The sequence below is a fragment of the Burkholderia sp. BCC1996 genome, assembly GCF_905339955.1.
GTDB lineage: Bacteria > Pseudomonadota > Gammaproteobacteria > Burkholderiales > Burkholderiaceae > Burkholderia.
The window spans coordinates 56,077-71,052 of sequence record NZ_CAJPHM010000028.1 but is presented as its reverse complement, the minus strand read 5'-3'; the positions used below and the strand labels follow the sequence as shown (position 1 = coordinate 71,052).

The 14,976-nt window shown below is 68.7% G+C and carries 10 protein-coding genes; 4 read left to right on the top strand and 6 right to left on the bottom strand.

The window, feature by feature from the left end; translation table 11 throughout:
• Positions 1-100: 100 nt before the first annotated feature.
• A complete protein-coding gene (locus tag U4Z64_RS30830; RefSeq protein WP_321821946.1) occupies positions 101-970 on the bottom strand; it encodes a DMT family transporter in 870 nt (289 codons plus the stop codon).
• A gap of 253 nt (positions 971-1,223) precedes the next feature.
• Positions 1,224-1,409, bottom strand: coding sequence for a hypothetical protein (locus U4Z64_RS30825; protein ID WP_006752380.1), 186 nt, complete (start codon positions 1,407-1,409; stop codon positions 1,224-1,226).
• Between the two features lie 205 nt (positions 1,410-1,614).
• Here U4Z64_RS30825 and U4Z64_RS30820 point away from each other — a divergent pair, with 205 nt between their 5' ends.
• Together U4Z64_RS30820 and U4Z64_RS30815 are read left to right on the top strand one after the other, a co-directional pair.
• Positions 1,615-2,373, top strand: a complete 759-nt coding sequence (locus U4Z64_RS30820) for a DeoR/GlpR family DNA-binding transcription regulator (protein WP_321821945.1) — start codon at positions 1,615-1,617, stop codon at positions 2,371-2,373.
• Between the two features lie 104 nt (positions 2,374-2,477).
• Positions 2,478-4,301 (top strand): phospholipase D-like domain-containing protein, encoded by a 1,824-nt coding sequence (locus U4Z64_RS30815; protein ID WP_321821944.1) that lies wholly within the window; start codon positions 2,478-2,480, stop codon positions 4,299-4,301.
• Positions 4,302-4,439: 138 nt separating this feature from the next.
• Here U4Z64_RS30815 and U4Z64_RS30810 read toward each other — a convergent pair whose 3' ends face one another.
• The 3 genes from U4Z64_RS30810 to U4Z64_RS30800 all read right to left on the bottom strand — a co-directional run bounded on the left by U4Z64_RS30810 (position 4,440) and on the right by U4Z64_RS30800 (position 8,214).
• Positions 4,440-5,114, bottom strand: coding sequence for a TetR family transcriptional regulator (locus U4Z64_RS30810; protein WP_044848780.1), 675 nt, complete (start codon positions 5,112-5,114; stop codon positions 4,440-4,442).
• A gap of 115 nt (positions 5,115-5,229) precedes the next feature.
• Positions 5,230-6,498, bottom strand: a complete 1,269-nt coding sequence (locus U4Z64_RS30805; RefSeq protein WP_321821943.1) for an FAD-binding oxidoreductase — start codon at positions 6,496-6,498, stop codon at positions 5,230-5,232.
• A 135-nt stretch (positions 6,499-6,633) separates the two neighbouring features.
• Entirely contained in the window at positions 6,634-8,214 is a 1,581-nt protein-coding gene (locus U4Z64_RS30800) for an amino acid permease (RefSeq protein WP_415750612.1), read from the bottom strand.
• A 642-nt stretch (positions 8,215-8,856) separates the two neighbouring features.
• Here U4Z64_RS30800 and U4Z64_RS30795 point away from each other — a divergent pair.
• Positions 8,857-10,368, top strand: a complete 1,512-nt coding sequence (locus U4Z64_RS30795; RefSeq protein ID WP_044848776.1) for an aldehyde dehydrogenase family protein — start codon at positions 8,857-8,859, stop codon at positions 10,366-10,368.
• Between the two features lie 142 nt (positions 10,369-10,510).
• On the opposite strand, the gene U4Z64_RS30790 is transcribed toward U4Z64_RS30795, so the two are convergent.
• Positions 10,511-12,970: a DUF3772 domain-containing protein gene (locus U4Z64_RS30790; RefSeq protein WP_124488684.1), complete on the bottom strand. Its 2,460-nt coding sequence runs from the start codon at positions 12,968-12,970 to the stop codon at positions 10,511-10,513.
• Positions 12,971-13,391: 421 nt separating this feature from the next.
• Here U4Z64_RS30790 and U4Z64_RS30785 point away from each other — a divergent pair, with 421 nt between their 5' ends.
• Complete coding sequence (locus U4Z64_RS30785) at positions 13,392-14,810, top strand: MFS transporter (RefSeq protein WP_321821942.1); 1,419 nt, start codon at positions 13,392-13,394, stop codon at positions 14,808-14,810.
• Positions 14,811-14,976 lie beyond the last annotated feature (166 nt).

Genomic DNA, 14,976 nt, shown 5'->3' with positions numbered 1-14,976 from the left:
TGGCCGGGCGCGCGACGACGAACCACGGGGCGCGGCGCCCGGCGGCGGCGCGACGCCGCGCATGGCGGGGCGCGGTGACGAACCCGCGCGCTCGCCCGCGTCAGCGCCGCGCGAGCACGACGCCCGCCAGTGCGAGCGCGAAGCCGGCGAGCTGGACGGTCGCGAGCGTTTCGCCGAACAGCAGGTAGCCCTGCAGCGCGGCGAGCGGCGGCGCGAGGAACAGCAACGACGTCGCGCGCGCGGCATTGCCCCGCCGCAGCATCCACATCAGCATCGTGACCGCGCCGCCGGACAGGAACACGACGCCCCACACGAGCGAGATCCACAGCGCCGGTGCGCCGATCCAGCGCGTTTCGTGCAGCAGCACGACGAAGACGGCCGCGACGATCGCCGCGCCGAGGTTCTGCACGGCGACGGCCGTACGCAGGTCGTTCTGCGCGAGCTTGCCCTTCTGGTACAGCGAGCCCGCGGTGATCGAGCCGACCGACAGGATCGACACGGTCACGACGAACCACGCGGGCGCGGCGCCCGCCAGCGGCGCGACGCCGCCCGCGACCTTCGGTGCGAGGACGAGCGCGACGCCGGCGAGCCCGAGCGCCATCCCGAGCCAGCCGCGCGCGGGCAGCCGCTCGTTGAACAGCGGCACCGCGAGCACGGCGGTGGCGAGCGGCTGCAATGCGCCGAGCAGCGCCATCACGCCGGCGTTCAGCCCTTGCGCGACGGCCCAGTAGCTGGCGCCGAGATAGACGCCCTGCAGCAGCGCGCCCGCGATCAGGTGGCGCGGCCATTCGCGGCGCGCCGGCCACGGCGCGCGCGCGGCGAGCGCCACCGCGCCGAACAGCACGGCCGTGCCGGCGAAACGCGCGAGCAGGAACAGGTTCGGGTCGGCGTAGGGCTTGATTGCCCGGGCGACGATGAAGCCGGTGGACCACAGCGCGACGAAAGCCGCGGCGACGAGCGAGTTAAACATGCGTGGCGGGCCGCGATACGGCCGGACGAATCGTGAGCCGGCCAGTATCGGATGAAGCGGGGCGGCCGTCTTGTCGGATTCTGCAGTCGCGCGTGGCGCGTGCGGAACACATGCAGCAGCGGTGCGCGGCACGTCGGCCGCGGGCGTGATCCGCGACGAGCGCGGCAGCACGCCGGGCTGTCCGGTTAGCGGCCGTCCGGGCGCAGGCGCCGCGGCATAAAAGCGCGCCGTGGCGCGCGCAGAGGAACGGGGATCAGTCGAGCGAGAACGTGTCGAGCGGCTGGTTCGCGCGCGCATCGGTCGCGAAGCGTGCGGCGAGCTGTTCGTACAGCCGGCGGGCCTCGTCGAGCGTCAGGTCGATCCAGTACGGATCGCCGGCCCCGTCGTTGAGCCGTTCCGGCGAAAACTGGATTTCGAGCACACTGCCTTTGCGGTACATGACGCAAGCCCCTTGATGGTCTGTCGTTCGGCGAAACGCAGAGTGTAGCAACCGCTTGCCACGCCGATTCGCGCGCATCGGGCAATACAGAATTTCGCTTTCGTGAAACGTGGCCGCGGCCGGACGCGCTGCCGTCAAATGGCGGTCAAACGGCCGTAATACAATGGTCGGCCTACCCATTACCAGTCGCCTCGGGCGCATTGCGATGCTGGCGGAACAACGTCATCAATACATTCTGTCGGAGCTCGGACGATCGGGCGCGCTGTCGGTCGCCGAGCTCGTGCGCTCGCTCGACGTGTCGCGCGAGACGGTACGGCGCGACCTGAACGCGCTCGCGGCGCGCGGCCTGCTCGTGATGACGCACGGCGGCGCGCTGGCGGCGGATCGCCGCGAGCCGAGCCTGTCCGAGCGTGAGGCGGCGAATGCCGAAGCGAAGCGCACGATCGGGCGACGCGCGGCCGAATTCGTGCCCGACGACGCCTCGGTGCTGATCGACTCGGGCAGCACGCCGCATGCGGTCGCGCTCGCGCTGACCGACCGGCACCGGCTGTCGATCTACACGAACGACTGGCGCACCGCGTTCGTGCTCGCGCGGCGCAACGGCAATCGCGTGACGCTGCTCGGCGGCGAACTGTCCGACGACGAGGATGCGACGTTCGGGCTCGATACGATCCAGCAGCTCGCGCAATACCATGTCGATTTCGCGTTCGTCGGCGCGGGCGGCATCACGGCCGATGGCGACTGCACCGACTACTCGCGGCTCGCCGCCGAAGTGCGCAGCCGGATGATCGCGGCGGCCGGCACCGCGATCATCGTCGCCGACCATTCGAAGTTCGGCCGCGTGACGCCGGTGCGGATCAACGGCGCCTCGGCCGCGCGCTATCTCGTCACCGAACGCACGCCGGACAAGGCCGTGCGCCGCGCGCTGACCGCGCGCGGCATCGAGCTGCTCGTGTGCGACTGACGCGGCTCCGACATACAAGGTTCATCGAACGGTCATCGCACGGGAAGATGCGCGTTCGACACTGACTCATTCCTTTCGACTGGCCGCCGCGGCAGGAGCAAAGAATGACCGTCAGCGTACGCAGCTATCTTTCCCCGACCCTGGTTCTCCTCGCTTTCGACTGGCCCGACGCGGCCTCGCGCACCGACTTCCTCGGCTTCGCGATCCGGCGCACGCCGGGCTTCTGGTCGGCCGACGGCAAGACGCGCGCGCCGAACAGCTGGCTGCCGAACCGGCTCACGTTCGACGGCCCGGCCGCCGGCACGCAGGGTGACGCGCCGACCGACCAGGCGCCGATCCAGAAATTCATGTGGTGGGACGCGCGCATCGATCCGCAGGATCGCGATGCGTCGTTCCGCTATGACGTCTATCCGGTCGTCGGCACGCCGGAGAACCTGAAGGTGCTCGATGCGCAGGCCGGCGTGTGCGATGTCGTGCTGCCCGCGCACATCGTGGACGGCGTCGGCACGTGGTTCAATCGCGCGGTGGTCAGTTCGCAGACGTTCGCGAAGCAGGTCGCGGCGCTGGGTCTCGCGCCGAATGCGGCGCCGAGCGCGGACCAGGCATTGAAGCTGCGCACGTGGCTCGCGAACGACATGGAACAGGTATTCGCGGAGATGCTCGACCCCGCGTCGCGCGCGGTCTCGGCCGTCTATCATCTGACGGACACGCTGTGGGCGTTGCCCGCATTCGAGGCGTTCGGACGGCAGCACGGCGAAGCGTCGCTCGCGATCGTCTACGACGCGCACGTGACCGCACGCAAGGCCAAGCCGCCGCTGCCGTCGCCGAACCAGCCGGCCGTCGACGCGCTGCAGGGCCTCGCGACGCGCGCGCCGCGCGACAGGACGCACATCATGCACGACAAGTTCATCGTGACCGACGCACCGGCGAACGGGACGACTGCGCCGACGCCGGCGCGCGTGCTGACCGGTTCCGCGAACTTCACGACCGAAGGGCTGACGGAGCAGGCGAACGTGCTGCACGCATTCGATTCGCCGGCGCTCGCGGCGCTGTACAACGCGCGTGCGCAGGCGCTGGCCGCGAATCCGCCGATCGCGGAGACGGCGAGGTTGTCGCCGGGCTGGTCCGAACCGCTGACGATCGGCAGCGCGCAGGTGCGCGTCGCGTTTTCGCCGGAGCCGGCGGGGCAGCGCACCGAGATCGATACGATCGTCGCCGCGATCGCGGCCGCGCAGCATTCGGTGTCGTTCTGCCTGTTCATGCCGACCGACGCGGCGCTGCGCGACGCATGCTTTGCCGCCGGCGACCGCGGCCTGATGATGTTCGGCCTGGTGAACCGCATCAACGCCGGCAGCGCGACGCAGGCCGATGCCGCGCAGCACGACGGCCGGCCGCTCGATGCGGCGACGCTCGCGAACCTCGAGCTTTACCATCGCCGGCGCGATCATCGCGACGTGATCGACGCCGCGTATTTTTCACCGGCGACGGTGCCGCAGGGTTTCGAGCCGGAACTGCGCCTCTTTCCGGGCGAGCCGGCGCCGGCCTATCCGCCGGTCGTGATCCACCACAAGTTCATCGTGATCGATGCGGAAGGCGCGAACCCGATCGTCTATACGGGTTCGGCGAACATGAGCCGCAATTCCGAGCAGTACAACGACGAGAACCTGCTGGAGATTCGCGACGCGCGGATCGCGGCGATCTATCTCGCGGAATTCCTGCGGCTCTACGAGCACTATCGCGCACGGGCGCTGTCGATCGAGTCGCAACGGCAGGGCGCCGGTGCGCATCGGCACCTCGCGCTCGCGCCGGATTCGAGCTGGGCGAAGAAGTATTACGTGGCGGGCAGCCCGGAAGAGAAGGCGCGGATCGCATTGGCGTCGGCGCCGACGGACTGGCACGAGGCGGACGTTCGGCCTGAGGCGGCCTGAGCGGCGCGAGCGGCTTGAAGGGACCCGCCGCGTGAATCCGGCTCATGCCGGTTGCACGCGTCGTAGGGCCAGTCGGGAAGGGCCGGGCGGCGGGTTCGGTGCTCGCCGCCGGCCTTCGGATGAAACCGCGCGATGCGCTTACGCGGCGACGTAGCGCAGCACGGAATCGGCGATCGTCTCGCGATGCCGCGCGCGCAGCCGCGGTGCCGACGGATCGCGGCCGAACGCGGCGCCGAACGTATAGCGGTTCGACACGCGGTGAAAGCAGAACGAGCTGATCAGCAGATGCAGGTCGAACGCGTCGATGTCCTTGCGGAACGCGCCGCTCGCCGCGCCGCGCTCGAGCAGTTCCTCGAGCGTCTTGATGATGCTGACGTTGCGGTTCTTGAACGACTTCAGCTGTTCGAGATACTTCGCGCCGTGGATGTTCTCGATCGACACGAGGCGGACGAAGTCGCGATGCTTGTCGTGATAGTCGAACGTGAATTCGACGAGCCGGCGCATGCCTTCGCGCGGCTCCATGTCGCCGACGTGCAGTTCCTGCTCGAGCGCGCGGATGTCGCCGTACACCTTCTCCAGCACGGCCTCGTACAGGCCTTCCTTGCTTTCGAAGTAGTAGTAGAGCATCCGCTTCGTCGTGTTGGTACGCTCGGCGATCGCGTCGACGCGCGCGCCGGCGAGGCCCATCGCGGAAAACTCCTGCGTGGCGACGTCGAGGATGTTGCGCTTGGTTTGCTCGGGATCGTATTTGCGCCGCGCATCGGTCGCAAGCGCGCGGCTTTCGGACGTGGCGGCCTTGCTTCCAGCTTTCATGTGACTTTGTTGTGGGTTCGCGGCGGCATGAAGAAATCATTCTAGCATGCGGGAAATCGCCGCCCGGCCGACCTTCTGCTCTAATCGGCCGCGCGGTTTCGGCGGCCGTCGCCGCTCAGCGCCGGCACGACGCGAGCGCGTCGCGGGCCTGGTACGCGGTGTACGTGAGCTGCGCGGCCGCGAGGCCGGCGAGACCGAACGTGCGCGTCAGCCCGAACGCGGCGAAGCCTTCCGGCACCGGCCGCTCCCCGGCCAGCGCGGCGGCGAGCGCTTCGCCGGCGACGGTGGTGGGCGCCATCCCGTGACCGCCGAATGCGATCGCGTGCCACACGCCGTCCGCATCGCGGCCGATCTGCGGCATCTTGTGCCGCGCGTAGCTCATCAGCCCGCCCCATGCGTACTCGACCTTCACGCCGTCGAGCTGCGGATACACGCGCAGCAGGTCGCGTCGCAGCAGCCGCGCGATCGCGTCGGGGCCGCGGTCGAGCACCGAGATCCGGCCGCCCCACAGAATCCGCGTGTCCTTCAGCGGCCGGTAGTAGTCGAACGCGAAACGCGTGTCGTAGATCGCGTAAGGTGCGTCGATCGCTTCCGGCAGCCGCGTGCCGAGCGGCTCGGTCGCGATCACGTAGGTCGCGATCGGCAGCACCGCGCGCTCGATGCGCGGCGACACGCCGCGCGCGTAGCCGCCGCCGGCGAACACGACGTCCTTCGCGCGCACCGTGCCCTGCGCCGTGCGCACGACGTAGCGGGCGCCCTCGCGCGCGATGCCGAGCGCGGCCGAGCGTTCGTACACGCGTGCGCCGCCGCGCGAGGCGGCCGCCGCGACGCCGAGCACGTACTTGAGCGGATGGAAGTGGAACGCGTTCGGCTCGAACAGGCCGCCGTAATAGCGCTGGGTCTTCAGCCGCGCGCGCAGCGCGTCGGTCGCGACCGGTTCCCAGTCGACGTCGAATTCCTGCTTCATCAGCGTGCGCACGCCGTCGAGCCGCGACGGATCGTCGAACCAGTTGGCGAGCATCACGCCCTCGTCGACGATGTCGCAGTCGATGCCGTAGCGGGCAATCCGCGCGCGGATCAGGTCGACCGCATCGACGGTGAGCCGGTACAGGCGGCGGCCTTCGTCGCGGCCGAGCGTGCGCAGCAGGTCCGCGTTGTCGAGGCTGTAGCCGCCGAACACGAAGCCGCCGTTGCGCCCGGACGCGCCGAAGCCGACCCGTTCGCCGTCGAGCACGACGACCTCCCGCACGCCGCGCTCGACGAGGCCGAGCGCCGTGCACAGGCCGGCGAGGCCGCCGCCGACGATACAGACCTGCGTGTCGATCGTGCCGCTCAGTTGCGGGTAGGGCTGGCGGGTAGCGGTGGCTTCGTAGAAGTTCTGCATGCGTTTTCGATGACTCGTGACGACGGAAAAACGGACGGCGCGCGTCGATCTTGCCTGAACGCGCGCGCCGCGTCGAATGGGGTGTTCAGCGCGCCGGCCGCCGCGGTCGGGCGGCGGCCGGTGCGCGACCGGGCATCACGCGCCCGGCGTCGGGTTGACCGGAGCGGCGACGTAGGCCGGATAGCCGGCGTCGGTCTTGACCGTGGCGTCGGGCGCCGCGTTGCGCTCGATCCACGGCGCGATTTCCATGTCCTCGTAGCGGACGAGGCGGCATTTGCGCACCAGCGCGTAGCCGAGCCAGATCGCGAGGAAGAACGGCAGGCCGATGTAGGTCGCGGCGATGCCGGCCCAGTCGATCCTGTCGGCGAGGAACGCCTGGTAGTCCTGGCCGAGCGCGACGATCGCGCACAGCGCGAACGCGAACAGCGGGCCGAACGGGAACCACTTCGACCGGTACGGCAGCTGGTCGAGCCGGTAGCCCTGCTTCAGGAAGCCTTTGCGGAACCGGTAGTGGCTGACCGCGATGCCGAGCCACGTGATGAAGCCGGCCATGCCCGACGTGTTCAGCAGCCACAGGTAGACGGTCTTATCGCCATACAGCGACGTGAGGAAGCACAGCGCGCCGACGGCGGTCGTCGCGTACAGCGCGTTGCGCGGCACGCCGCCCGGCGACAGCTTCGCGAACAGCTTCGGCGCGCGGCCTTCGACCGCGAGGTTGTAGAGCATCCGCGTCGACGCGTACATGCCCGAGTTGCCGGCCGACAGCACGGCCGTCAGGATCACCGCGTTCATCACGCCGGCCGCGAACGCGAGGCCCGCGTGGCGAAACACGAGCGTGAACGGGCTCACGCCGACGTCGGTCACGTCGCTCTTCAGCAGGCTCGGGTCGGTGTACGGAATCAGCACGCCGATCACGAAGATCGCGAACACGTAGAACAGCAGGATGCGCCAGAAGATCTGGCTGACCGCGCGCGGGATCGTCGTGCGCGGGTTCTCCGATTCGCCGGCCGCGACGCCGATCATTTCGGTGCCCTGGAACGAGAAGCCCGCGATCATCGCGACGCCGAGCATCGTGGCCCAGCCGCCCGCGAACGGCGCGTCGCCGATCGTGAAGTTGCCCCAGCCCGCGCTCGGGCCGCCCTGCATGATCCCGAAGATCATCAGCAGGCCGACGCCGACGAACGCGAGCACCGTCAGCACCTTGATCAGCGCGAACCAGTATTCGGCTTCCCCGAAGCCGCGCACCGACAGCGCGTTGAGCGCGAAGATCAAGGTGAGGAAGATCGCGCTCCACCAGACCCCCGGTACGTGCGGGAACCAGTAGTGCATCACGAGCTGCGCGGCGACGAGTTCCACCGCGAGCGTCACGGCCCAGCTGTACCAGTAGTTCCAGCCGAGTGCGAAGCCGAAGCCTTCGTCGACGAATTTCGCGCCGTAGGTCGCGAACGAGCCCGACACCGGCATGAACGCGGCCATTTCGCCGAGGCTCGTCATCAGGAAATAGACCATCAGGCCGATCAGCATGTACGCGACCAGCGCGCCGCCGGGGCCGGCCTGCGAGATCGACGCGCCGGACGCGACGAACAGGCCGGTGCCGATCGAGCCGCCGATCGCGATCATCCGCAGATGGCGCGCCTGCAGGCTGCGGTGGAGGGACGGCTGCGCGGGCGGCGAGCCGGACGGACGGGGCGAGTCGGGGCGGGCATCTGAATGCATGGCGGGTGCTGGGCGCTGTCTCCGGGATTGTTTTTTGGTTACGAAGGGCGGCGCGTTGCCGGCCGCCGGCCGGGCGGCGGCACTGCTTCGCGGGGCTGGTCCGGATCGACCGGGACCGCCGGGCCGCGACGCGTGTTGCCTTCGTCTGTCGTCGGCCGCCCGTTGGGCGGCCGTCGGCGCGCCGGGTGCGGTGCACCTCGACGCCGCCCCGATTGTGGGTGCCGGCCGCAAGCGCGGCAAACGATATTTCCGCACAGGGTGATGCAACTTTGTCATCAACTTGCCGCACATCGAAACCGCCGCGGCGGCCCGGCCATCGGCCTTGGATACGTCCCATGCCGGTGCCGAAACGGGCGGATTCGTCCCGCTGGGTTGTTGCGTTTTGGGAATGAAGTCGTGAGTTAATATCAATAGCGGCCGGACTTGTGGCCATCGACAATGTGTCTCATGGATCGTGCCTCGCGAGGCGGGGGCGCGCCGCCCGGCCGGGTTTCCGGCGGCGGCGCCGCGCGATGCGCCGTGCGGCGCACCGGGCCTGCCGAGCTGCGCATCCGCTTGCACAGGGCGCGCGAACGCGCTCCAATCGAATCACGCGGGCGGCGTCGCCGCCGCACCGATCAATCTGTCCCTGAAGAGGAAGTGATGCAATTCAACGACATTCTTGCTGCGCTCGACATCGATCTCGCCCAGTGGAAAGGCAATGCGCTGACCGCGCGTTCGCCGCTCGACGGCGCGACGCTCGCGACGCTGGCGGTCGACTCGCCCGCCGACGCCGAGCGCAAGATCGACGCCGCGCACGACGCATTCCTCAAGTGGCGCACGGTGCCGGCGCCGGTGCGCGGCGAGCTCGTGCGCGTGTTCGGCAACGTGCTGCGCGAGCACAAGGCCGAGCTCGGCCGCCTCGTCACGCTCGAGGCCGGCAAGATCACGTCGGAAGGCCTTGGCGAAGTGCAGGAAATGATCGACATCTGCGATTTCGCGGTCGGCCTGTCGCGCCAGCTTTACGGCCTGACGATCGCGTCCGAGCGCCCGGGCCACCGGATGATGGAAACGTGGCACCCGATCGGCGTGTGCGGCGTGATCTCGGCGTTCAACTTCCCGGTCGCGGTGTGGGCATGGAATGCGGCGCTCGCATTCGTGTGCGGCGATTCGGTCGTGTGGAAGCCGTCCGAGAAGACGCCGCTCACGGCAATCGCGTGCCACGTGCTGCTCCAGAAGGCGATCCGCGAATTCGACAAGACGCATCCGGGTGTCGCGCCGGCGGAGCTGAGCCAGCTGGTGCTCGGCATGCGCGATGTCGGCGAGGTGCTGACGGCGTCGAAGAAGGTGCCGGTCGTCAGCGCGACGGGCAGCGTGCGGATGGGCCAGGAAGTCGCGAAGGTGCTGAGCCAGCGTCTCGCGCGCGGCATCCTCGAGCTCGGCGGCAACAACGGGATGATCGTCGCGCCGAGCGCGGATCTGGATCTCGTCGTGCGTGCAGTGACGTTCGCGGCGGTCGGCACGGCCGGCCAGCGCTGCACGACGCTGCGCCGCCTGATCGTGCATCGCAGCCTGGTCGAGCAATTGCTGCCGCGCATCGAGAAGGCCTACGCGTCGGTGAAGGTCGGCAACCCGCTTGAAGAAGGCACGCTGGTCGGCCCGCTGGTCGATCGGGCGTCGTTCGATGCGATGCAGAAGGCGCTGGGCGACGCACGCGAGCAGGGCGGCGAGGTGAAGGGCGGCGAGCGCGTCGACGTCGGTCACGCGGATGCGTACTACGTGCGCCCGGCCATCGTACGGATGCCGAAGCAATCGGCCGTGGTCGAGCGCGAGACGTTCGCGCCGATCCTGTACGTGATGGTGTACGACAACTTCGACGATGCGATCGAACTGCACAACGCGGTGCCGCAAGGCCTGTCGTCGGCGATCTTCACGAACGACATGCGCGAGGCCGAGCAGTTCATGTCGGCAGCGGGCAGCGATTGCGGGATCGTCAACGTGAACATCGGCACGAGCGGCGCGGAGATCGGCGGCGCGTTCGGCGGCGAGAAGGAAACGGGCGGCGGCCGCGAGTCGGGTTCGGATGCGTGGAAGGCGTATATGCGCCGGGCGACGAACACGATCAACTACAGCCGTCAGTTGCCGCTGGCGCAGGGCGTGAAGTTCGACGTCTGACGGAGCGCGTCCGGGAGGGCGCCGCGACGGTCGAATCGATCGAATGACAAGGGCCGGTTGCCGCGAAAGCGGTAACCGGCCCTTGTCGCTTGCGGCGATGCGTGCGCGCCGATGCCCGATCGGCGCATGCCCGCTCGATCGCTTACTCGTGCGGGGCGGAAGCGTCGCTTGCCGGCATGTTCTGCACGACCAGCATTTGCGGCGTCGACAGCGTGATCTGCGCTGCCCGCAACTGCTTGAGGATCTCGAACAGCAGGTCGCTCTTCGTCGAGCTGGCGATCCGCGGGCTCGCCACGTAGCCCGTGACGCTCAGCGTGATCCCGTCCGGCGCGAGCTGGCTGAACGTGACCGACGGCGCCGGCTTGTCGAGAATCGCCGGGTGCTCGCGATACGCGTCGAGCAGCAGGTCGCGCACCTGCTCGGGGTCGGTGTTCAGCGGGAACGTGAGCATCAGCGTCGCGACGCCCTGCGTGCTGTTGCCCATCGTCACGTTGCGCACGTTCTGCGAGATCAGCTGCGAGTTCGGCACGATGACGGTCGAGCGGTCGCTGAGCTGGATCTCGGTCGCGCGCACGTTGATGCGGCGGATGTCGCCTTCGACGCCCGCGATGCTGACCATGTCGCCCACCTTCACCGGCCGCTCGGTCAGCAGGATCAGCCCCGACACGAAGTTCTTCACAATCTCCTGCAGGCCGAAACCGATACCGACCGACAGCGCGCTGACGATCCACGCGAGGTTGCTCCACCTGACGCCGAGCAGCCCCAGCGTCATCAGCACGAGCAGCACGTAGCCGACGTTGGTGAACAGCGTGATCAGCGACACGCGCATCCCCGCGTCCATGCCGAGTGCCGGCATGAACTCGCCGTCGAGCCAGCGGCGCACCGAGCGCAGCAGGTAGAAGCCGATCGCGAACCCGATCACCGCGTTCAGGATCCGGTCGGGCATGATGTTCAGGCTCTGCAGCCGCTGGCCGCCGATCATCGCGACCGCGCTGTCGAGCAGGTCGCTCGGCGTCGTGCCGAAGCCGCCCGTCAGCAGCGCGATCGCCGCGATCAGCATCAGCAGGCTCGTGCCGAGGCCGGACACGACGGTGTGGGCCTGGTCGAGATGCCGGTCGTCGAGCGCGAACAGGTGCTTGATCTGCTTGCCGGTCGACAGGTTCGCGGAGAACAGGCTTTCGCTGGCGTCGCGCGTCAGTTGCGTCAGGATGTAGACGCTGCACACCACGATCTCGAACCAGACGAGCTCGTACGTGATGAAGCGCGCGACCGTGATGTAGCCGATCAGCAGCGCGACCAGCGACACGACGATCGCCAGCGTGACGCCGGCGTGAATCAGCCCGGCGAGCGTCGAGCGTTGCTCGGGCGCCTCGCCGGATGCCGCCAGCGCGGTGCGGACGCGATTCGCGCGCAGGATCGACGCGCCGACGGTCAGCGCGACGACGAGCGAGACGATGCCGCGGCCGAACAGCGTGACGGACAGGCTGGTATCGACGATCCGGTTGATCGACTCGAGCGTGCCGGACATCAGCAGCAGCGCGGCCAGCACGCCGGGGAACGGCTTCATCGCGAGCGCGACGGGATCGGCGAGCGCCGGTAGCCGCCATGACGGATGCTTCGTGCAGAGCAGCGCGCGGCCGAGGCCGGCGATCAGCGCGCAGGTCACGGCGAGCTTCGCGAACTGGTCCCACAGGTCGGTCATCGAAGACGTGAGTTCGGAGTGGCGGGCGAGCGCGAGATAGAGGATCTGGACGGCGACCGCGGTCGCGAGCAGCGTCGAGAACGCCGTCGCCAGCGCCAGCGCGCTGCGGCGCAGCCGGGTCGGCGGCAGGCGGTTCAGGCAGAACCACGCGAGCCCGCGTTCGACGACGCGGCGGCCGCCGAGCCACGCAGCGAGCGCGGCGATCAGCAGCAGCGTGGTGATGGCGCGCTGGCCGGGTGTCCAGGACGAGCGCAGCATGTCGCGCAGTTCGTCGTTGAAGTCCTCGAGCCGCTGGACGTCGTCCGGCGACAGGTGGAACAGCGGCAGCCAGAACTGCGCACCGAAGATGCTGCCGGAACGGAACGCGAGCTGGTTCTTCAGCAGGCTGCGGTGCAGCTTCGCGAACTGGTCGTTCAGGTTCGCGAGGTTGGTCTTCTGGTCGGCGGCCTGTTTCAGCGCCGCGTCGATCTGCGCCTTGCGCGCGTTCAGCGTCTCCCGCTGCTGTTCGACGGCAGGCGTTTCGGGCGATGCGCCCGGGGCCGGCGGCGGGCCGAGCACGTCGAGCTGCGCCTGGACTTGCGTGCGCTGCGGCGCGAGCTGGCTCTGCAGCTTGTCGACGTCGGCGCTCAGTTCCTGGGTCGCGTCGCCGAGCTCGTCGAGCTCCTTGCTGTTGGTCGCGTTCGATGTCTGCTGCTTGATGCGGTCCTGTTGCACCTGCATCTGCTTGAGCCGCGCAACTGCGTCGTTCAGCGAAATGGTCGGCACGGGGACGCCGACGCCGCTCGCGCCCGGTGCGGACGCAGCCGTCGGAAACGCCGACGCGGTCGCGATCGCCGCGAACTGCAGCAGTGCGAACAGCGCGATCCGGCGTGCGTACGTGGAGAGTCGTTGTATGAACATGGAATGCTTACGTTTTGCCGACAATGCCGGGTGCCGAAAGGCGCCCGGAAGCCGGGAGTTGGCCCGGTAGCATGTTACCGGGGCGTGGCGGCGGCGGCGCTGCCGATTGCGGACGTTGCCTGTCGTGTCCCGCGGTGCCGGCGCGGGCGCGCGACGGCCCGGCAGCCCCTTGCAGACGGGGCCGTGCCGGTTTCGGATGCGCGCGAGTGGCAGACGATCGCGATGCCTTCGAACCTTACAGATTCGACAGACAGTTACGCAAGTTACACATAGCCCGGCGCGAAAGTGGGTGTCCGAACCGGTTCGCCACGCGACGCGGCGCGCGCGGCGTGCCGGTACAATGCGACGAATCGCCCGACGGCGGCCGGGCCGATCGGCCGCCGGACAACAACACACGACACGATCAGGAGACACGACCCAGATGGTCTCAACGGACAGCTTTCCCCAGGCAGCCACCTCGTCCTCTTCCATCGACGCCGGCTCGATTTCAGCCCGCCTCGACCGCCTGCCGCCGACCCGCAGCGTCTGGAAGCTCGTCGTGCTGCTGAGCCTCGGCTTCTTCTTCGAACTCTACGATCTGCTGTACAGCGGCTACGTTGCGCCGGGCCTCGTGAAAAGCGGGATCCTGTCCGCGACGACGCACGGCCTGTTCGGCACCACGGGCGTCGCGAGCTTCATCGCCGCGCTGTTCTCCGGCCTCTTCATCGGCACGATCGCATGCGGCTTCCTCGCGGACCGCTTCGGCCGCCGCGCGATCTTCACGTGGTCGCTGCTGTGGTACACGGCCGCCAACGTCGTGATGGCGTTCCAGGACACGGCAGGCGGGCTGAACTTCTGGCGCTTCGTCGTCGGTCTCGGGCTCGGCGTCGAGATGGTGACGATCGGCACGTACATCTCCGAACTCGTGCCGAAGCAGATCCGCGGCCGCGCGTTCGCGTGCGAGCAGGCGGTCGGGTTCGTCGCGGTGCCGGTGGTCGCGTTCCTCGCGTACCTGCTCGTGCCGCATGCACCGTTCGGCCTCGACGGCTGGCGTTGGGTCGTGCTGATCGGCGCGCACGGCGCGCTGTTCGTGTGGTGGATTCGCCGCGAATTGCCGGAAAGCCCGCGCTGGCTCGCGCAGCAGGGCCGCGTCGACGAAGCCGACCGCATCATGCGCGCGCTCGAGGCGAAGGTCGAAGCCGAATACGGCCGGCCGCTGCCGCCGCCCGCGCCGGCCGAGCCGGTGCCGCCGCGCGGCAGCTTCCGCGACATGTGGGTGCCGCCGTATCGCAGCCGCACGATCATGATGACGATCTTCAACGTGTTCCAGACGGTCGGCTTCTACGGCTTCGCGAACTGGGTGCCGACGCTGCTGATCAAGCAGGGCATCACGATCACGTCGAGTCTCATGTATTCGAGCGTGATCGCGCTCGCGGCGCCGCTCGGCCCGCTGATCGGCCTCGTGATCGCCGACCGCTTCGAGCGCAAGTCGGTGATCGTCGCGATGGCGGCGGCGATCGTCGTCTGCGGGCTGTTGTTCAGCCAGACGACGGTGGGCGCGTTCCTGATCGTGCTCGGCATCGGCCTCACGCTCGCGAGCAACATCATGTCGTACAGCTTCCACGCGTATCAGGCCGAGCTGTTCCCGACGTCGATCCGCGCGCGCGCGGTGGGCTTCGTCTACTCGTGGAGCCGCTTCTCGGCGATCTTCTCGTCGTTCGTGATCGCGGCCGTGCTGAAGGGTTTCGGCACGTTCGGCGTGTTCGCGTTCATCGCCGGCGCGATGGTGATCGTGATGGCCGCGATCGGGTTCATGGGGCCGCGCACCAAAGGCATCGCGCTCGAAACCATTTCGAAGTAGACGGGGGTTGCGCGCTCGCGTGTCGTATGCAGCATGCGAGTGAATTTCCGGGCGTTTCGGTTTTGTATTGCCGGACACGCCCGGCGAAGCAACCTGCCATGCAGCGGCGCATCAAGCAGCAATGAGTTGAAACAAAGCGTGACGAAACGCAAAACCGCGGCGAAAC

What these genes read in the sequence shown, in the direction of transcription:
- U4Z64_RS30830 (WP_321821946.1), bottom strand. Translation starts at nt 970, where the DNA reads ATGTTTAACTCGCTCGTCGCCGCGGCTTTCGTCGCGCTGTGGTCCACC.
- U4Z64_RS30825 (WP_006752380.1), bottom strand. Translation starts at nt 1,409, where the DNA reads ATGTACCGCAAAGGCAGTGTGCTCGAAATCCAGTTTTCGCCGGAACGG.
- U4Z64_RS30820 (WP_321821945.1), top strand. Translation starts at nt 1,615, where the DNA reads ATGCTGGCGGAACAACGTCATCAATACATTCTGTCGGAGCTCGGACGA.
- U4Z64_RS30815 (WP_321821944.1), top strand. Translation starts at nt 2,478, where the DNA reads ATGACCGTCAGCGTACGCAGCTATCTTTCCCCGACCCTGGTTCTCCTC.
- U4Z64_RS30810 (WP_044848780.1), bottom strand. Translation starts at nt 5,114, where the DNA reads ATGAAAGCTGGAAGCAAGGCCGCCACGTCCGAAAGCCGCGCGCTTGCG.
- U4Z64_RS30805 (WP_321821943.1), bottom strand. Translation starts at nt 6,498, where the DNA reads ATGCAGAACTTCTACGAAGCCACCGCTACCCGCCAGCCCTACCCGCAA.
- U4Z64_RS30800 (WP_415750612.1), bottom strand. Translation starts at nt 8,214, where the DNA reads ATGCATTCAGATGCCCGCCCCGACTCGCCCCGTCCGTCCGGCTCGCCG.
- U4Z64_RS30795 (WP_044848776.1), top strand. Translation starts at nt 8,857, where the DNA reads ATGCAATTCAACGACATTCTTGCTGCGCTCGACATCGATCTCGCCCAG.
- U4Z64_RS30790 (WP_124488684.1), bottom strand. Translation starts at nt 12,970, where the DNA reads ATGTTCATACAACGACTCTCCACGTACGCACGCCGGATCGCGCTGTTC.
- U4Z64_RS30785 (WP_321821942.1), top strand. Translation starts at nt 13,392, where the DNA reads ATGGTCTCAACGGACAGCTTTCCCCAGGCAGCCACCTCGTCCTCTTCC.